The sequence below is a fragment of the Streptomyces sp. NPDC050610 genome (assembly GCF_040654875.1).
Taxonomy (GTDB): Bacteria; Actinomycetota; Actinomycetes; order Streptomycetales; family Streptomycetaceae; genus Streptomyces.
The window spans coordinates 81,126-99,475 of record NZ_JBFAIV010000001.1 but is presented as its reverse complement, the minus strand read 5'-3'; the positions used below and the strand labels follow the sequence as shown (position 1 = coordinate 99,475).

The 18,350-nt window shown below is 71.3% G+C and carries 16 protein-coding genes; 7 read left to right on the top strand and 9 right to left on the bottom strand.

What is annotated here, in order from left to right; genetic code table 11:
* Positions 1-5 precede the first annotated feature (5 nt).
* Together AB0I22_RS00460 and AB0I22_RS00455 are read right to left on the bottom strand one after the other, a co-directional pair.
* A complete protein-coding gene (locus tag AB0I22_RS00460) occupies positions 6-581 on the bottom strand; it encodes a hypothetical protein (protein WP_363128363.1) in 576 nt (191 codons plus the stop codon).
* A 131-nt stretch (positions 582-712) separates the two neighbouring features.
* On the bottom strand, positions 713-1,702 hold the full coding sequence (locus AB0I22_RS00455; protein ID WP_363128362.1) for a CoA ester lyase: 990 nt from the start codon (positions 1,700-1,702) through the stop codon (positions 713-715).
* Positions 1,703-2,283: 581 nt separating this feature from the next.
* On the opposite strand from AB0I22_RS00455, the gene AB0I22_RS00450 reads away from it, so the two are divergent.
* The 3 genes from AB0I22_RS00450 to AB0I22_RS00440 all read left to right on the top strand — a co-directional run bounded on the left by AB0I22_RS00450 (position 2,284) and on the right by AB0I22_RS00440 (position 7,269).
* A complete protein-coding gene (locus AB0I22_RS00450; protein WP_363128361.1) occupies positions 2,284-2,412 on the top strand; it encodes a hypothetical protein in 129 nt (42 codons plus the stop codon).
* A gap of 181 nt (positions 2,413-2,593) precedes the next feature.
* Entirely contained in the window at positions 2,594-5,929 is a 3,336-nt protein-coding gene (locus AB0I22_RS00445; RefSeq protein WP_363128360.1) for a lantibiotic dehydratase, read from the top strand.
* On the top strand, positions 5,926-7,269 hold the full coding sequence (locus tag AB0I22_RS00440; RefSeq protein WP_363128359.1) for a lanthionine synthetase C family protein: 1,344 nt from the start codon (positions 5,926-5,928) through the stop codon (positions 7,267-7,269). The genes AB0I22_RS00445 and AB0I22_RS00440 overlap by 4 nt, the downstream gene beginning before the upstream one ends.
* A gap of 86 nt (positions 7,270-7,355) precedes the next feature.
* Here the strand turns inward: AB0I22_RS00440 and AB0I22_RS00435 are convergent, their stop codons facing one another.
* Positions 7,356-8,015, bottom strand: coding sequence for a PadR family transcriptional regulator (locus AB0I22_RS00435; RefSeq protein WP_363128358.1), 660 nt, complete (start codon positions 8,013-8,015; stop codon positions 7,356-7,358).
* A gap of 96 nt (positions 8,016-8,111) precedes the next feature.
* Between AB0I22_RS00435 and AB0I22_RS00430 the strand changes: the two genes are divergently transcribed.
* Both AB0I22_RS00430 and AB0I22_RS00425 read left to right on the top strand, forming a co-directional pair.
* Complete coding sequence (locus AB0I22_RS00430; protein ID WP_363128357.1) at positions 8,112-9,395, top strand: FAD-dependent monooxygenase; 1,284 nt, start codon at positions 8,112-8,114, stop codon at positions 9,393-9,395.
* Positions 9,396-9,692: 297 nt separating this feature from the next.
* Complete coding sequence (locus tag AB0I22_RS00425; RefSeq protein ID WP_363128356.1) at positions 9,693-11,444, top strand: BCCT family transporter; 1,752 nt, start codon at positions 9,693-9,695, stop codon at positions 11,442-11,444.
* A 158-nt stretch (positions 11,445-11,602) separates the two neighbouring features.
* Here AB0I22_RS00425 and AB0I22_RS00420 read toward each other — a convergent pair whose 3' ends face one another.
* The 6 genes from AB0I22_RS00420 to AB0I22_RS00395 all read right to left on the bottom strand — a co-directional run bounded on the left by AB0I22_RS00420 (position 11,603) and on the right by AB0I22_RS00395 (position 15,997).
* Positions 11,603-12,274 (bottom strand): nucleotidyl transferase AbiEii/AbiGii toxin family protein, encoded by a 672-nt coding sequence (locus AB0I22_RS00420; protein WP_363128355.1) that lies wholly within the window; start codon positions 12,272-12,274, stop codon positions 11,603-11,605.
* Positions 12,271-12,618, bottom strand: coding sequence for a transcriptional regulator (locus tag AB0I22_RS00415; RefSeq protein ID WP_363128354.1), 348 nt, complete (start codon positions 12,616-12,618; stop codon positions 12,271-12,273). Before AB0I22_RS00415 ends, AB0I22_RS00420 begins: the two co-directional genes overlap by 4 nt.
* Positions 12,619-12,756: 138 nt before the next feature.
* Positions 12,757-13,503, bottom strand: coding sequence for a DUF1838 family protein (locus AB0I22_RS00410; protein ID WP_363128353.1), 747 nt, complete (start codon positions 13,501-13,503; stop codon positions 12,757-12,759).
* Between the two features lie 125 nt (positions 13,504-13,628).
* Positions 13,629-14,087, bottom strand: coding sequence for a type II toxin-antitoxin system VapC family toxin (locus tag AB0I22_RS00405; RefSeq protein WP_363128352.1), 459 nt, complete (start codon positions 14,085-14,087; stop codon positions 13,629-13,631).
* A complete protein-coding gene (locus AB0I22_RS00400) occupies positions 14,077-14,346 on the bottom strand; it encodes a prevent-host-death protein (RefSeq protein WP_363128351.1) in 270 nt (89 codons plus the stop codon). Before AB0I22_RS00400 ends, AB0I22_RS00405 begins: the two co-directional genes overlap by 11 nt.
* Before the next feature lie 604 nt (positions 14,347-14,950).
* On the bottom strand, positions 14,951-15,997 hold the full coding sequence (locus AB0I22_RS00395; protein WP_363128350.1) for an asparaginase: 1,047 nt from the start codon (positions 15,995-15,997) through the stop codon (positions 14,951-14,953).
* 272 nt (positions 15,998-16,269) lie between these two features.
* On the opposite strand from AB0I22_RS00395, the gene AB0I22_RS00390 reads away from it, so the two are divergent.
* Together AB0I22_RS00390 and AB0I22_RS00385 are read left to right on the top strand one after the other, a co-directional pair.
* The gene (locus AB0I22_RS00390; protein ID WP_363128349.1) at positions 16,270-17,025 is read left to right on the top strand and encodes a GntR family transcriptional regulator; all 756 of its coding nucleotides are present in this window, start codon (positions 16,270-16,272) and stop codon (positions 17,023-17,025) included.
* Positions 17,022-18,230: a P1 family peptidase gene (locus tag AB0I22_RS00385; RefSeq protein ID WP_363128348.1), complete on the top strand. Its 1,209-nt coding sequence runs from the start codon at positions 17,022-17,024 to the stop codon at positions 18,228-18,230. Before AB0I22_RS00390 ends, AB0I22_RS00385 begins: the two co-directional genes overlap by 4 nt.
* Positions 18,231-18,350 lie beyond the last annotated feature (120 nt).

Here is an 18,350-nt window from a genome sequence, read left to right as displayed (position 1 = left end):
GCGGCTCAGACGAACAGGAGCGCGCCCGCCGTGGCCGCCCCGAGGGTCGCCCCCGCGACCGTCTGACCGACGGAGTGGTAGCGCAGCGCGACGCGGGACCAGCACACGGCGATGGCCAGGGCGTACGCGAGCAGCCACCACGGGGAGTGCACGACGGCGAGCAGCGCCACGACGGCCGACGCGACCGCCGAGTCCACCGAGATCTTCCAGACGGCGTTGACGGCCAGGAGGACGACGGTCATCGCCCAGAGGGCGAGCATCGCCAGGAGGATGGCCGTCGGCGCGTGCCCGAGAACCATGATCACGGCTCCGGCGCCTATGGAGCCGAGGATCACGAGGAATATCGGCCCCCGTTTCGTACGGTCGACCACGTGCCGGTCGCCCCAGGTGCCGCGCTTGCGCTCCCACTCGATGTACCCGGCGGGAACGATCCCGGCGCACAGGGCGCCGAGAAGCCCCCACAGCAGGCCGGTCCAGTCGCCGGCCGCGGCCAGCCCGATGCCGAGCATGCCGATCAGCAGGACGTTGCGGGGCTGAAGGACGTCGGTGACGGTACGGGCCGTGCTCATGCTCGTGCTCATGCTGTGCTGCTCCTCGCGCCTTCGTGCCTTGGCGTCCTCGCGTCTTCGCGTCTTCGTGCCTTCACGCCTTGGCCCCGGTTTCTTCGGCCTCGGATTGGGGGTGCGCTCGCCCGGTCGCCGATGGGCGGTTTCTAGTGCCGGTCTACGGTCCCGAAGACCGTTCCGTCGGCCGTTCCGTCGATCGCCGCCGCGACGGCCAGGATGCGGCGGGCGTCCTCGACATGCAGGTTCTCGATCATGCGGCCGTCGACGGTGGCGACGCCGCGACCGGCGCGGGCGGCCTCCTCGAACGCGTCGATGACCCGTCGCGCGTGGTCGACCTGGGCGTCGGACGGTGCGAAGACGCGGTTGCAGGGGTCGACTTGGGAGGGGTGGATGAGGGTCTTCCCGTCGAAGCCGAACTGCCGCGCCTGTACGCACTCGGCCTCGAACCCTTCAAGGTCGCGCACGTCGTTGTAGACCCCGTCCAGGATCGCCCTGCCGGTGTCGCGGGCCGCCAGGAGGGAGAGGGAAAGGGAGGTCAGCAGGGGAGCCCGGCCGGGTACGTGCTCGGCGTGGAGCTCCTTCGCCAGGTCGTTGGTGCCCAGTACGAGCACGGTGAGCCGTTCGCCGGCGGCGGCCACCGTACGGGCGTCCAGCATGGCGCGCGGGGTTTCGAGCATGGCCCAGACGGCGGTGCGGTCGGGGGCGCCGGCCGCTTCGAGGGCGCGCTCGACGGCTCGTACGGTCGCGGCCGAGTCCACCTTGGGCACGACGACGGCGTCCGGGCCGGCCGCCGCGGCGGCACGCAGGTCGTCGGCGTGCCAGGGGGTGCCGGGGCCGTTGACGCGGATCGTCACCTCGCGGTGGCCGTACTCCCGCGAGGCGGCGGCCGCCGCGACCCGCTCGCGCGCCGCGGCCTTGGCGTCCGGGGCGACGGCGTCCTCCAGGTCGAGGATGAGGGCGTCGGCGGGGAGGGACTTGGCCTTCTCCAGGGCGCGTTCGTTGGCGCCCGGCATGTAGAGCACGGAGCGGCGGGGGCGGGGGTTCGGGCGCGCGAGCGGGTCGGGCACGGGGTACTCCTGGTTCTGCTTTGTATCTGCTTTGTACGGGTGCTGCGGGGCATCGTCTTCGTCCTGCATCTTGCCCCGGTCGCCACGGGCCCCTGTGACGCGCCCCGTCCTCTCGTCGCCTCGTCGCCTCGGCGTCCCGGTGGCTACGGAGATGCGCACTCGTACGGGACTACCTCGATCGACGGCATCGACGGCATCGACGTGGCATTGGGCGAGTCGGCTTGGACGCACAGTAGTTGTACCGGCCGGTCACTTTATGAAGACGTCAAACATCTCTATCGGTTTCGTCATGAGATCGGCAATGCGGGGGCTGTCGGGCGGTGTAGCACCGGCCTTCGGTTGGTACAGGCCATTCGGCTTTACGTCCTTTTTGTTGAGGAACTTCTGAGCCTTATCGCGTTTACCCCGCATGGGTGCCAGGCTGATACATGCATATGAGTGGCAGGCATTCAGTTTGGGTGGAGTAAGGGGTTCGTTAAGGGCCCCGTGCCTGTTGACAGCCCTGATCGGGCGGTTCTACGGTTGCCAACGCCTGATCAACCAGCAGGTGAGTGCGGCGAGTTCACCGTATTGCGCCGAAGCTTTTCGGCCGCCGGTGTCCTATTTCCCCGTGGCGCACTGACTTCGTTTCCCACCATAGGAGAGCTGATATGCCTACCGCTCTGATGGAAGAATTCGACCTCGACCTCCGTGAGACCGTCACCGAGCAGGAGGCCGACAACGGGGACAACGACCCCAAGGCCGAGACCACCAGCGTCATCACTTTCATCTGCCACTGATTCCGGCAGTTCCGGGGCCCGCGGCGCGCAGCCGACGGGCCCCGGCCCTTGAGGTGTCGCCGGGCCCCGGCCCCTGAGGTGCCGATGAGCCCCGGCCCTTGAGGGGTGGGCGGGCGAGCGGAGAGCGGAGAGCGGGCGGGCGCTGCTGTCCGCGCCGCGTCCGGGTGAGGAGTGCGCGCAGGTGTCCCAGCAGTTCCGCTACGAGGTCGCCGGGATCGGCATGCTGCGCGCTCCGGTGCTCCCGGTGCACGCGTCCGTCCCTACGGCCGATGGTCCGGCGGCGGGCGAGGTCGATGTTCCCGCGGAGGAATCCGCCGCCGGCCTCACCGCCTCCCTCCGCGCCCTGGCGGCCGACCCGTTCGTACGAGAGGCGGTCGCGGTCTCCAGCCCCTCCCTGGCCGGGCTGCTGAGCCGGGTGCTGGACGCGGGTGAGGAAGCGAGTCTGCCCCAACTCCGCCGTGCGGTGCGGGCGTTGACCCTGTACCGGTTGCGGATGAGTACGCGCGCCACGCCGTTCGGGCTGATGGCCGGCGTCGCCCCGGTGCGCTTCGCCGGTCCGGGCGAGGCGCCCGCGGTGCGGTTCGGCGCCGCGCACCGCCGCGCGGTACGCCCCGACCGCGAGTGGCTGACCGGCCTCGTCGCCGCCTGGGAGCGGCGCCCCGACGTGCTGCGCCGGCTGGAAGTGGTGGCCAATTCGCTGTGCCGGGTGCGCGGCGGACGCTTGGTGCTGCCGTACGTACCGCAGTCCGCCGAGTCCGCCGAGTCCGCCGAGGGTGGCCATGAGGCCGATGCCCGCACCGTCCAAGACGTGAGCGTGCGCCACACCTCCGTGGTCGCGGCCGTCCTGGAACTGGCCCGCCGTCCCGTCCTCGGGGCGGAGCTGGCCCAAGGGCTCCTGGAGCGGTTCCCCGGCGCGACTGCGCAGGCGGTGGACGGCGTGCTGGCCCAACTGGTCGGCAAGGAGATCCTGTTGACGCGGGCCCGGCCGCCGCTGGAGGAGGTCGACCCGCTCGGCTACGTACTGCGCGCCAGCGCCGGGATACCTGGGCAGGCGCTGCCGGAACGAGCCGAGCTGACGTCCGTAAAAGAAGGATTGGAGCGGTACGCCGCCACTCCGCTCGGCCACGGCGGCCCGGCGCTGGGCGGACTCTCCGCGCGGATGCGGCGGCTGCACGGAGCGTCCGACCCGCTGCACGTCGATCTCGCGCTGGACGCCGAGGCCCGGCTGCCCGCCGCCGTCGCGGCCGAGGCCGCCCGCGCGGCGGAACTGCTGTGGCGGCTCGCCCCGCGCACGGCGGGGCCGGCGCATCTGCGCGAGTACCACCGGGCGTTCCTGGAGCGTTACGGCACCGACCGCCTCGTATCGCTGACGGACGTACTCGACCCCGCCGTCGGACTGGGCGCGCCCGCCGGATATCTGCGCCCGCCCAGTACGCGCAGCGCCCCCGCCGACCCTCCGGACCAGGAGCGCGACCGCGCCCTGGCGGCGCTGGCCCAGCAGGCGGTGCTGACGGGCGACGGTGAGGTCGTACTCGACGAGGACCACCCGCTGGTGCGCCTGCCGGCCGATGCGCACGGCCTGCCTCCGGCCTCGCTGGAGGTGGGCGCCCACCTGCTGGCGGCGGACGCCGACGCGCTGGCCGGCGGCGACTTCCGGCTCGTACTGGCCAACGGGTCGCGGCAGGCCGGGGCGATGCTGGGGCGGTTCGGCTACCTGATGGGGAAAGAGGCCGAGGCCGAGGTCGCCGCGCTCGTACGGGAAGGGGAGGAGGCGAGCCCGGGGGACGCGCTGCGCGCGCAGGTCGCCTTCCGCCCCGGCCGGTCGCGGGTCGGCAACGTCGCGCAGGTGCCGCGCTGGCTGGACCGCCTCCTGCCGGTGGGCTGCTTCGCGGACCCCGACGACCCCGGCGTGCTCGACCCGCGCGACCTGTCCGTACGCGCCGACCACGAGCGCCTCCACCTGGCCGAGGCCGCCACCGGCCGCCCGGTGGCTCCCGCCGTCTTCCACATGCTCAACCCGCGGTGGGACCTGCCCAACGCGGCGCGCTTCGTGTGCGAGGTCGCCGCGAGCGGGCGGCGGCGCTGGCAGATGTGGCACTGGAGCGGCGCCGAGATGCTGCCCCACCTGCCGCGGGTCCGTTACGGGCGTACGGTCCTGAGCCCGGCGCGCTGGCGGCCGGACGCGGAACTGCGCGATCCCGGTGCGCCGTTCGCGCGGTGGTGGGAGGCGTTCCGCCGCTGGCAGCGGCAGTGGCGCGTGCCCGACCGGGTGCAGGTCGGCTGGGCGGACCGCTACGTACAGCTCGACCTGGCCCGGCCCGGCCACCCGGAACTGCTGCGGCACGAACTGCTCCGCACCGACCAGTCCGAACTGCGCGAGACGCCCGCCGACGCGGCCGGGGCGCCGGACGGGTGGCTGCGGGGGGCGGCGGGGACACACCACGCAGAGGTGGTCATTCCGCTGCGGAGGGTTCCGCGCTTCGGCCATTCGAATGATCCGGAGATGGACCCGGCCTCTCGCCGCCCCTCGGACCCGGTCTCTCGCAGTGCCTCGGGCCCGGCCCCCCGCCGTCGCCCCGCTCCCGCACGCCCGCCCGGGACCGTTCACCTGCCGGGCGGGGAGTGGCTCCAGGCCAGCCTCTACGCACCCGCCCAACTGCACGAGGAACTGCTGGCCGCCCATCTGCCACCGCTGCTCGGCGACCTTCCCGCGCAGGTCGACCGCTGGTTCTTCCTGCGCTACAGCGACGCCGGCGGCCCGCACCTGCGGCTGCGCTTCCACGCCCCGTCGCCCGTACTGGCGCGGCAACTGCTGCCCCGGCTGCACCAGACCGCCGCCGCGCTGCACGAGAGCGGCATGATCGGCCGGGTGGTGTGGGACAGCTACGACCCGGAGCTGGAACGTTACGGCGGGCCGGAGGCCATGGCGGCGGCGGAGCGGGTCTTCCACGCCGACAGCGTGGCCGTACTGGAACACCTGCGCCGCCGCTACGACCGCCGGGACGCCACGGAACCGCTGCTGCTCGCGGCGGCGGGCTTCGCGGACCTGGCGCGCGCGTTCCACGAGACGGCTGATGCGGCGGGGGAGGGAGATGCGGAAGGGGAGAGGAAGACGGAAGCGGAGTGCGGTGGCGCGGCCTGGCTGCTGCGGTCGATAGCGAAGGACGAGGAGTGCCATCAGGCGTTCCGGCGACGCCGCCGCCAGGCGCTCCCCCTGATCGATCCCTATCGCCCCGGTCCGGGCCCGGCCGCCGACGAGACGCTGCGCGCGCTGTGGGAACGGCGTGCCGAGGCGACCGCCCGTTACGGACATCTGCTGCGGGAACTGGAGGAGTTGGGCCCGTTGGGCGAGCCGGGCGCCCGCTGCTGGTCTGAACCGGACCACGTGCTGAGTTCCCTGCTGCACATGCACCACAACCGGCTGGTCGGCGCGGACCGGGACGCCGAACGCCTCGCGCACGCCGTGGCGCGCGGCGCGGCCCAGGCCCACACCGACCGCGCGAGGCATGCCCGATGACGTCAGTCTCTACGGTCGAAATGCCGTCAGGGGGAAGTGAGTTGCGCGCCAGGGCCGCCGAGGTGGCGGCCGAACTGGCGTCCCGACTGGCGGACCCCGAGCGCACCGCTTCAGCCGTCTCGACCGCTTCAGCCACCTCGACTGCTTCAGCCGCTTCGGCTTCTTCGACTTCTTCGGCCGCCTCAGCCTGGTCGCCGCTGAGTCTGGACGGCGGACACCCCGGTGTGGCCCTGCTGTTCGCCGAACTCGCGCACCACGACCCGGCGTTACGAGCGTCCGCCCACGCGCACCTGGCCGCCGCGGCGGCCCATCTGCCCGGCCCGGCAGCCACCGCCCTCTACCACGGCGTACCGGCGCTGGCCTTCGCCGCGCACACCGCCCGGCGGACGCCGCAGGGCTATGGCGGCCTGTTCGAGCGGCTGGACCCGGTGCTGGACCGCGCGCTCCGGCGTGCCCTGAAGGGCGAACGCGACCGCTTGGAACAGGGCCGGGCCGGGGTGCCCTGCTCCCGGTACGACCTGGCCAACGGGGTCACCGGCCTGACCCGCCTGCTGCTCTCCCGGCGAGCGGAGCACCACGACACACTGGCCGAGGCGCTGTCCTACCTGGTCCGCCTGGCCCGCCCACTCCCGGTGAACGGCGAACCGGCACCGGGCTGGTGGTCCCCGTCCGGGCCCTCCGGCGACCCGACGCCGGACCCGGCCTACCCCCGGGGCCACGTCAACTTCGGCCTGGCGCACGGCATCAGCGGCCCGCTGGCGGTCCTGTCGGCGGCGCTGCGCGCGGGCGTCCACGTTCCCGGAGCGCGGAGAGCGGTGGCCGCCCTGGCCCGGGAACTACTTGCCCACCGCACGGGCGAGGGGGGCTGGCCCGCGCTGATGCCCCTGGAGCGGTACGGCGCGGCGCCGCCCCCACCCGCCCGTACCGCCTGGTGCTACGGCACGCCCGGCACCGCCGTCGCACTCTTCCGCGCGGGCCAGGCCCTGGACCGCGCCGACCTGCGCCGGACCGCGGTCGAAGCGCTCGCCGCCGACCTGGACCACCCTCGCCGGGTGACGGACAACGCCCTCTGCCATGGCCGGGCGGGGCTGCTGCACATCTGCCGCGTCATGGCCGCCGAAAGCGGCAGCGCCCGCCTGGCCGCGCGGGGCGATGCTCTGGCCGCACGGCTCCTCGCGGATTACGACGCCCGGCGTCCGTACGGCTATCGCTTTGAGAACGGTGTGGAGAACCGGGTCGGACTGCTGACGGGGGCCGCCGGCATCGCCCTGTCCCTCCACGCCTACGCGACGGACGCCCGGCCGGCGAGCGGTTGGGACGCGGCTCTCCTCGTGAGCTGAAACGGTCGGGGCGTGAGCTGAAACGGTCTGGACACGGACTGCACCGGTTGGGACGCGAGCTGAAGCGGTCGAGACGCAGCCGACCGTTACTCCGACTCCGAAGCCTGTCCGGAGGCTTCGGGGGAAACTGCCCCGGTAGCCTCCCCCGAAGCCTCACCGAACGTGGTGAGCATCTCCCGCGACCAGGTCAGGCGGCCGTCGCGCAGATCGTCGATGAGCCCGCGCAGCCAGCGTTCTTCGGCGCCGAGGACGGCGAGCAGGTATTCGTTCTCGATCATCGTGATGCGCGGCAGGCCGGGCGGGGTCTCGGTGAAGGCGTGCTCCAGTCCGGCGCGCTGTTCGGCGAGGTGGGCGGCCCGCCGTTCGAGGATCGGGGTCACTTCGCCGGGGTCGAGCATGAGCATGTTCGACAGCGCCGCCGGAAAGACGGGGAACTCCGCCTTCGGCACGGCCAGCATCTGCTCCAGCCACTCGCGGGTGACGGCCCGCCCCTCGTCGGTGACCTCGTAGACGGTCCGCTCGGGGTACTGCTGGTCGCGTTCCGTCTGCCGGACCGCGATCAGCCCGCCGGCCTGGAGCCGCTCGATCGTCCGGTACAGCCCGGCGCGCTGGCCCACATTGACGACCTGCTCCTTGCCCCACTGCTTGAGCAGCTGCTGGATGCCGTAGGGGTGCAGCGGCCGGTAATGGAGCAGCGCGAGCACGGTCAGGCCGAGCGGGGAGCTTTTCACGGGGGCGGTCGTCATCAGGCCATGGTAGTGACCAGAGGACTAGTTGCAATGAAACTAGTAACTCTGTAACTATGGCGAGGTGAGGATGGCGACGAGCCCACAGGAGGGGTTATGAGCAACAACGGGGACCACAGGGATCACGGCTTCGGCGTCCGTTCCGACGGACGTTCCGACGAACGTTCCGACAGGCGTCCCGAGGTCCGTTCCGAGGCCCGTTCCGGCGTCCGTACGGCGCTGGTCATAGGCGGCGGAGTGGCGGGCCCGGTGGCGGCGCTGGCGCTGCGCAAGGCGGGCGTCGAGGCGACGGTGTATGAGGCGTACCCCGCGGCGGCGGACGGCGTCGGGGCCTGGCTCGGGCTGGCGCCGAACGGCCTGGCCGTGCTGGAGACGGTCGGCGCGGACACGGCCGTACGGGCCGTCGGGCACCCGGTGCCCGGCATGGTGATGTCGGACGGCGCGGGCAACCGCCTCACAAGCTTCGGCGGCTTCCCCGAACTGCCGCCCCTGCTGACCCTGCGGCGCGACCGGCTGTTCCGGGCGCTGACGGACCACGCGGTGGCCGAGGGCATCGGCTTCGAGTTCGGCAAGCGGCTGGTGTCCGCCGAGGAGGCGCCCGACGGCGTCGTGGCCCGCTTCGCCGACGGAACGTCCGCGACCGCGGACATCCTGATCGGCGCCGACGGCATCCGTTCGACCGTCCGTACCCTGATCGACCCGCTGGCCCCGGCCCCCGAGTACGGCGGCATATTGAGCTTCGGCGGCTACGCGCCGGCGGACTGCGGCGTCGGGGCCGAGCCGGGCGTGATGCACTTCGCCTTCGGCCGTACGTTCATGGGCCACTGGCGAGCCGCGGACGGGCGGCTGATCTGGTTCGCCGGGCTGCCCACGGACACCCCGCCGACCCAGGCGGAGGTGGCGCGCACGCCCTCCGCCGAGTGGCTGGACCGGCTGCGCGAGCTGTACACCGGCCACGTGCCGGGCGAACGGATGCTGCGGCACGCCGACCCGGCCGACCTGATGGCGGTCGGCCCGATGGAGCGCATGCCGTCCGTACCGCACTGGCACCGCGGCCGGTTGGTCCTGGTCGGCGACTCGGTGCACGCCCCGTCCTCCAGCTCCGGGCAGGGCGCCTCGCTGGCCCTGGAGAGCGCCGTCGAACTGGCCCGCTGCCTGCGCGACCTGCCCTCGTACGAAGCGGCGTTCGCTACGTACGAGGCGCTGCGCCGGCCGCGCGTGGAGGTGATCGGCGAGAACGCCGCGGCCGTCAACGAGGTCAAGTCCGGCAAGAAGGCCGCCCCGGCCTTCCCGGCACTGGAGGACATGCTGCGCCCGCTGCACTTCCACCGGATCGACTGGCGGGAGAGGGCGACGACACCGGAGCCCGCCACTCCCTGATCCCTGATCTTCAATTAAGAAGGCCCAGGTCACAGACCTGGGCCGGACCCACACCCCGGCCGTGGAGCGTGACCTTCATCAACACCGCACTCACCGGAACCGGGAATCCGCAGGTCAAAAAGGGGCAGGAGGGGTCTCGGGGCGCATGATCCCGGACCCGATTTGACCGCATAGCTCCACGGATAGGAGCCTTTCCACTGACCCGCGCACCGAGCGGTCCTGCGTCTTGTGAGCGCGTGAGTCCTTGTGGTGCGTCATGCCCCCGTGCGCGGAATGACCCCTTCAGCAAGGAATCCCATGCCGAGTCCCCATGCCCGTACCGCTGCCCGCGCGGACGCCCCCGCCGAGGCGGGGCCGGCCGCGGGCGGCGACGAAGAGTGCCATCCGACGGCGACTCCGCCGCCCGGAGAACGTAACCGCTCCAGACTCACCAACCTCATCGGGCGCAGCACCGACATCCCGGTGCTGGCCGTCAGCGGCGGCCTGCTCATCGCCTTCGTCCTGTCCGCGCTGATCGCGCCCACGGCCACCGGCGACGCCGTGAACTCCGTCTTCACCTTCGTCGCCCGCTGGTTCGGCCCGCTGTGGCAGGTGCTGCTGCTCGCGACGTTCGGCGTCGCGCTGTGGCTGGGATTCTCCCGGTACGGGAAGGTGCGCCTCGGCGGGGCCGGGGCACGGCCGGAGTACGGCCGGTTCCAGTGGATCGCGATGATCATGTCCACGCTGCTCGCGGGCGGCGGCGTCTTCTTCGCGGCGGGCGAGCCCGTACAGCACTACGTCGAGACGCCCCCCTTCTACGAAGGCGTCAAGAGCGGCACGCAGCAGGCGGCGAACGCGGCGCTCTCCCAGAGCTTCGCGCACTGGGGCTTCCTCGCCTGGGCCGTCCTCGGGACCCTCGCCTCGATCGTGATGATCCGGGGCCAGGAGCGCGGCATGCCGCTGCGCCCGCGGACCCTGCTGTACCCGATCCTCGGGGAACGCGTCCGGCACTCCCGGCTGGGCGCGGCCGTCGACATCGTCTGCGTCATCGCCGTGGTGGCCGGCACCGTCGGCCCCATCGGCTTCCTCGGCCTCCAGGTCTCGTACGGCCTCTCCAAGGTGTTCGGCATCTCCGGCGGCTACCCCGTGCAGCTCGGCGTCATCGTCCTGCTGACCGTCGTCGCCGTCGCGTCCGTGGCCAGCGGCATCGACAAGGGCATCCAGTTCTTCAGCCGGGCCAACATCTGGCTCGCCGTCGCTCTGATGGCCGTCTTCCTCGTACTCGGTTCCGTCGGCTTCGTACTCGACTCCTTCCTCGGGGGACTCGGCCAGTACGTACAGGACTTCGTGCCGCTGTCCCTCAACCGCGGTGACCACCAGTGGCTCGGCTCCTGGACCGTCTTCTTCTTCGGCTGGTTCCTCGGCTACGGGCCCCTGATGTCCATCTTCGTGGCCCGCATCTCCAAGGGCCGCACCGTGCGCGACCTGGTGATCTCCACCGCGATCATCCCGCCGCTGGCCACCATGTTCTGGTTCACCGTCTTCGGCGGCACCGGCATCTACCTCGAACAGAAGCACCCCGGCACGATCTCGGGCCCCCTCAAGTCCGTCGGCATGGACGCCGCCGTCATCTCCATGGCCGAACGCCTCCCGATGGGCGCCGTCGTCGCGGTCGCGCTGCTCCTGCTGACCATCACGTTCGTGGTGACCACCACCGACTCGATGTCCTACAGCATCGCCGCCGCCGGCACGAAGTCCGGCGAACCCACCCGAGCCGTACGAGCCTTCTGGGCCCTCCTCATGGGCGCGGCCGCCGCCGTACTCATCCTCGTCGGCGACGGCGGCATCACCGCCCTGCAATCCTTCATCGTCGTCACCGCCGTCCCCGTCGGCTTCATCATGCTCCCCACCCTGTGGACAGCCCCACGCGTGGCCAAGCAGATGGCACGGGAACAGGGCCTCCTGCCAAGGGAGCCGGAGCTGGAGCCGGAGCCGAAGGCAAAGTCGGAGCCGGAACTGGAGACGATGCCGGAACCGGAGCCGGCGAAGTCGACCGTCACCACCGAGTGAGCGGACGACAACACCTCTGATCCGCCGAAGTAGGCGCATCCCCCGCACCGGTCCAACCGGTGCGGGGGATGCGCGTAATACGGGGTCTGCTGGACTGCGTCGGTCAACGGTGAACCGGAAGCCGCGCACTTGCCCGACGGCCGGTATCCCTGAGGCCATCAGTCCTCGTGCGGAGCCTCAAGCTCCTGCAACCGCTCCCCGATGCCGTCCGCCCATTTCTGCGCCCACTGCCGCAGCTCGTCGATCGCTCGCCCGTCGAGGCCGTAGGCGGCGAATTCCGTGTCGTCGATCCAGTCGGACCCGACCAGCCGTGCCTGGAGCTCGCCGAGGTCGAAGGAGTCGCGGGCGTGGCGTCGACCGAGTTCTTCGAGTTCGACGTGGGTCCAACGATCTGCGGCGGCCTGTACGTCGATCAGATCTCTGGCGAGTCCCCGGCCGGCCAGTGCGCGGACCTTGGTGCCGACGACGTCTTCAAGGGACAGCACCAAGCCGTGCTCGGTGCGCACGGGAGGGCGCCAGAGCGCCTCCTTGAGGATGTCGACCTCGCACTCCTCACGACTGCCAGGATCCGTGACAATCAAACGTGCGGACAGCGGGTCTGTCTCCAGAGCCCTGACGTGCCATCCACGCTGTTCCAGTCCGGTGAGTACGGCAGTCGCGATGTCCTCCATACGGTCCGGATTCTCGGTAGCGACGTCGAGATCCTGGCTGAGCCGGTCGACCAGGCCGTGCGCTTGGACCGCGTAGCCGCCGGTGAGCGCCAGCGGGTAGGCACCGCCCACGGCGAGCACGTCGGTGAGCAAGCGGCGGTGCAGATCGGTGAGGTTCACGCGGCGGCCTGCGCGCTCTGGGCCAGTTCGTCGAAGGAGCTCTCCCAGACCGCACGGACATCGCGGCTGACCAGTGTGCGGAGTGTGGGCCACAGGCTGATGAGAAGGTCCCGGTTGAGGTACTGGACCAGGTCGTCGTGCAAGCCTTCGGCCAGGACGATGCGGTAATAGCTCATCCGCAGTCGGGGCTGATCGACGTCGAACGTGGTCAGCCCCGACCACGCCAGGTGGAGCGGCAGGCTGACGGTGCCGTGCTCAGGGCCGACAAGTTCGGAAAGCGCTGCGGGCAAGCGCCGGGCGAACTTGGCGCGGCGAAGATCGGAAAGACCGGGCTGTACTGCCATACGCCGATTATCCAGGAAGAGCCGATGCTGAGCTCCTCGATCCGCGGACACGAGCTCCTGCGGGAACCTGCCAGCAGAAGAACCTCGGGCCGCCGACCAGGGCTGGAGGCGGCTGGGCGGCAGGGGAAGCCCGCGTGGCTACTGCGGCGGGTTGAGCTTGCGGAAGTACGTCCAGCTGGTCTCGTTCGGGGCGCTCCACTTCTCCGGGGCGTGGGCGAATTCCGGCTGGTGGTCGGCGATGTAGGCGCGGGTGCGCTCGGGGACCTCGGCGTACGAGCCGAGCTTGCGGCCCCGGCAGTGGAAGGTGAGCCCGCCGGGCGCCTGGCCGCGGGCCATCCACGGGAGCCACGGGGACATCCGGGACCACGACATGGTGGCCGGAACGCTGGGCGCGGGGCCGGCCAGGTCGGCGCGGTCGGCGAAGAACTGGAAGAGCTCCAGGGCCTTGTACGTGTCGCCGGACGAGTGGACGGGATACTCGGCCACCGGCAGCGGCGACGGATAGGCCAGCGGGATCTCCAGACTGAAGCAGACCTGCCCGCCGAGCTCGGTCGTCGGAATCGGGAACGGCCGCCACTTCTGGTTCGCCGGGTCGTTCCAGACGTGCACCACCGGCAGGTCCTGCCACGTCTCCAGGATCTCGCGGCTGACAGGGTCCAGATAGAACGCGGCCTCGCGGGTGAGCAGTTGGTAGGCGTCCGGCCCGGCCTCGACGTCCTGGACCAGGCGGGAGACGTTGAGCCCCTCAAACCCGAAAACGCGCTGGTAGGGCTCCTCGGGCGCCCAGGAGTACACGTCCCCGGACCACCAGTACGTAACCTCCTCGCCGTCGAGCGAGGCGCGGGTCCGGGCGAAGTCGCGGAGCAGCTCAGTTGGTGTCGTCATACGGAGTACTGTGCCCCAGCCTCCTGCGAACGGTCCCGATGATGACCTTGGATGCCCGCGGTGTACCGGCTCAGCTGGTGCGGACGGGGGGCGGCAGACCTGGACTACCGGTCGTGCAGCCCGTACTACCGGTCGTGAAGGACGACGGGGCGGGTGACGGGCACGACAGTGAGAAGTCCGTCGAGGCCTTTGTAGTCATCGGGGTTGGTGGTGAAGAGAGGTAGTTCTTCGGCGATGGCGATGGCAGCGATCATGAGGTCGGCAACCCTGCGCCGGGGTTTGCGGCCGGTGCTGATGACGGCCGCACAGACTCTGCCGTAGAGGCGGGCGGCTTCGGCGTTGAAGGGGATGGGGTCGAACTCGTTCTCGACGCGTTGCAGGATGTCGAGGCGGCGGCCCCGCTCCGCATGCTCGTCGTAGTCGTCCTGCTCCTCGTTCCTGCGCACCTCGTGAGGGCCGGCGGACAGCTCCGCCAGGGTGATGGCGCTGACCGCCACCTCAGCGGGGAGTTCCTCGACATTGATCCACTTGCGCAGGATGACGATGTTGGTATCGAGCAGCCCCTGCGCGTATTCAGTGGGCATAGGGATCGTCCGCTTCCTGCTCGGCGGTGATGTCCTGGTCGGACCGGAACGCCTCCAGGGAGATGCCCGACGCTGTTCGGGACATGGCGGCGAACTCGGAGCGGGGGACGAACCGCCGGCGTCGGCGCAGCGGGGTCAGTTCCCCGACCCGGTGCCCGTCGCGTGTGACGGTGAAGGCCTGCCCACCCTGAACGGCATCCATGATCTCTTTGGAACGGCTGCGCAGGTCGCGCTGGGTGATCTCGGGCTGCGCTGTCATTGCCCCAGTATGGCACCCTGTAGCACCAGGTGCTACACGCGAAGCCGGGGCCGCCGATCGTGCGAGCGGCGGTCGCGCGAGGTGATGGCATCGGCCGGTTCGGAGCCCCTTCGTCTGCCCCTTCGGTCACCCTCGTCGCATGCCCGGCAGATCAGACTTCTCATTGGATTCGCAGCTGGAGCATGTACTGGATGCGGCCGTCCATCCGGACGCGAGGGAAGCCCTCGTGATGGCGCGGAGGTACATGAACAGCGGTATTTGGGGGCGTAGTTGGGGGCATCGCAGGGGAGGGAGTCCCTGATCCAGATGCTGGAAGCGATTCGCCCGAAGCACTTCGCACACTCAATACCCATGTGAATCGAGTTGAGGTGCTCACATACAAGGAGCTCGTCGACAACGCCGAGCGTTCCCTGGGCAGCACGTCCTCGGCGTAGTGCTGAGCCGCAACCCGCCGACTGCCGCAGTCCGGTGCAGCCCCGGCACCGAGAGGATCTCGTCGGGCGCGAGTGACGGTGTGCTTACCGCGCATGCCCGCGCCCGTGCCTTCAGCGGGGCAGCGGTCCGATTGGGTGGTCAGGTTTCAGGAGGGGGCCGGGTCGGCCGGTCAGGCGTGAGGGGCGGGCGTTGGGTGGGCGAGCACCCCCGACGGCCGTACGGAGCCGACGGGTTCGCCGTGGCCGAGGACCGGGGCCGTGGTGAGGGCGGAGAGGCGGGGGTCGGTGTCGGTGTCGACGCCGATGTGGCGCAGGGCCGCGGTCATGACGACGGGGCGGGGGCGCTGGCCGCCGTCGGCGATCTTGAGGGCGACGGCGGAGCCGTCGGGGAGGGCCAGGGCGTAGACGCCTTCGGCGCCGTCTTTGGCGACGGCGCCGGGGAGGGCCCGCATGAGGGTGGTGACGTCGCGGCCGGTGCCGCCGACGTACTCGGGGTGGGCGTTCATCGCCGCGGCAACCCGCGCTTCGTGGCTGCCCGCGGGGGCGGTCGCGAGCTTGGCGAAGGCGCGTGCGAGGCCGCTGAGGGTGAGTGCGAACAGGGGAGCGCCGCAGCCGTCGACGCCGACCGCGGTCGACTTCTCCCCGGCGAGGTCCTCCAGCGCCGCACGCAGGGCGAGTTGGAGGGGGTGGTCGGGGTCGAGGTAGTTCTGTACGGGCCACCCCGCGGCCACGCAGGTGGCCAGCATCGCGGCGTGCTTGCCCGAGCAGTTCATGGTGATGCGGCTCGGCCCGAGCCCGGCGGCCAGGTGCGCGGGCTGCGACTCGGCGCCGATGGGCAGTGCGGCGGTGCACTGCAACGCCTCCTCGGTCAGGCCCGCGCCCGCGAGTATGCGGCGTACGCCGTCGAGGTGGAAGGACTCGCCGGAGTGGCTCGCGCAGGCCAGCGCGAGGAGTTCGCCGTCGAGGTCGAGGCCCGCCCGGAGCATGCCGACGGTCTGGAGCGGCTTGTTGGAAGAACGCGGGTACATGGGGGTGTCGACGGGGCCCGCGGTCAGCACGGCGTGGCCGTCGGCGTCGAGGGCCACGACCGATCCGTGGTGCACGGACTCCAGGAAGTCGCCGCGCCAGACCTCCGCGAGCACGGGGTAGGCGGTCTGCGCCGCCCGTGCGGGAGCGGCGGGTTCCTGGGGGTCTTCCTTGGGGGCTGCGGGGGTCATGTTCGTTCCTTCGGTCGATTGCGCGGGCCGTGCCGTGCCGAGGGGTTACGCCCTTCCAACTGTCGACAGTTATCAGTTTCCGGCGCACATGTCGATGGTCCGCCCACGATGAAAGACGGTCGTGGACAACCGTTGACAGCGGGTCCGCACCGCCTGTCCACTGTCGTCTGTCACCACTTTTCGTGGCGACTGTCGACAGTTCGCGCCCCCGCGAGTGCTGTACTGCGAGCACCGCGCCGGCCCCTCGCCCTCTCGCCCCCTTGGAGATTTCCATGACCGGACTGGTCCACCGCGGCTTGGCGGGACAAGTCGTGGAGATGCTGCGGGAGCAGATCCTCACCGGCGTGCTACCGCCCGGCTCCCGCCTCAACGAGGTGGAGATCGCCCGTGACCTGGGCATCAGCCGGGGCCCGTTGCGGGAAGCCATCGGGCAGCTGGTGAGCGAGGGCCTGCTCGTCCACGTGCCCAACAAGGGCGCCGCCGTCTTCGCCGCCCGCCCCGACGACGTGGCGGCGCTCTTCGAACTGCGCGCGGCTCTCGAATGCGCGGCGGCACGCATGGCCGCGCACCGCCGCCGGCCGCAGGAAGTGACCCGCCTGCGCAAGGTGTGCGAGCGCTCCCGCAAGGCCCGCGAGACGGGACGCAAGCTGCTGTACGACTTGGACCTGGACTTCCACCGTTCGCTGATGGAAGCGGCGCACAGCCCGCGCATCGCCGAACAGGTGTGGCTGGTGCAACAGCAGGTGATCGTGTTGCGCAGCGGCCTCACCTCGCGGACCTCTCACACGGAGACATCGCTGAGCGATCACGAAGCGATGGCGGAGGCGGTCGCGGAGGGCGACGCCGACCTCGCGGCGAACCTGATGGAAGCCCACCTCGCGCTGGTGGAAACCGAACTGCTGCAGGCCATGCAGGCTGCGCAACCTGAAGGCGGCGACGAGGAGCGCCCCGTGGCGCGACGTACGGCACCCTCGGGAGGTACGGCACCCTCGGGACGTATCGCGCCGTCGGGACGTACCGCACCATGACGCGCGCCAACCGCCCCCGCCCCCGCGACCTGGGCATCGCCCCCGGCATCCTGCCTCCCGGCCCGGCGAACTCCCTCACCGACGTACCCGGCGTCCGCGTAGGCCACGTCACCATCGATACGCCCGTCACTATCGATACGCCCGTCACCCTCGATCCGCTCGATCCGCTCGATCCGCTCGATCCGCCCGATGCGTTCGATCAACACGACGCGGAACTCCCCGTACGCACCGGGGCGACCGTCGTCGTCCCAGCGCCCGGATCGCTGTTCCGCGAGAAGCCGGTCGCGGGCCTGGAGGTCGTCAACGGCTTCGGGAAAGCGGCCGGCCTGAGCCAGGTAGCCGAACTGGGCGTGCTGGAAACGCCGTTGGCGCTCACGAACACGCTCGGCGTCGGTTCCGCCTTCGAGGGCCTGGCCCGGCACGCGCTGGACGGGCACCCGGAGATCGGTACCACGACGGGCACCGTCAACCCGGTGGTCCTCGAATGCAACGACGGCTGGCTCAACGACATCCGGGGCCTGCACGTGCGCCCGGCCCACGTCCTCGACGCGCTGGCGGCGGCGTCCGACGGCCCTGTGGAGGAAGGGGCGGTGGGAGCGGGCACCGGCATGGTGGCCTTCGGCTGGAAGGCGGGCATCGGTTCCAGCTCACGCCTCGTCGACGCCGGCGGCGGCACTGCCTTTACCGTGGGCGCCCTGGTCCTGGCCAACTTCGGGTTGGCCGACGACCTGACCGTGCTCGGCGTCCCGGTGGGCCGCACTCTCACCCCGCATCAGGCCAGGGAACAGGCCGAGTTCGCGCGCGGCGCCGGGTCCTGCGTAGTCCTCATCGCCACGGACGCCCCGGCCGACGCCCGTCAGCTGCGCCGCATCGCCAAGCGCGCGACGGTCGGCCTGGCCCGTACCGGCGGCATCGTCCAGCACGGCAGCGGCGAGTACGCCCTGGCCTGGTCGACGACGCACCGCGTCCCGCACCGCCCGTCGGGTCCCGTACGCGCCGCCTCGGCCCTCGCCGAGGACGGCCCGCTGATCGACCTGTTCTTCCGGGCCGCCGCCGAAGCCACCGAAGAGGCGGTGCTCGGCTCCCTGTTCGCCGCCCGCCCGGTGACCGGCGTACGGGGCCACCACGCCCCAGCCCTTCCCGCGGACCGGATCGCTGACCTCGTCCACCACCAGGCGTCCCGTACGCCGCGCGGTGCGCCGTAGCCAAGCCTCGCCCCCGCCCACACTCCCGCCCCCGCCCCCGCCCCCACCACAGAAGTAAATCTCCACAACAGAAGTAAATCTCCGCCGCAGGAGCAGCCCCCCGCCACAGAGACCCTCGGT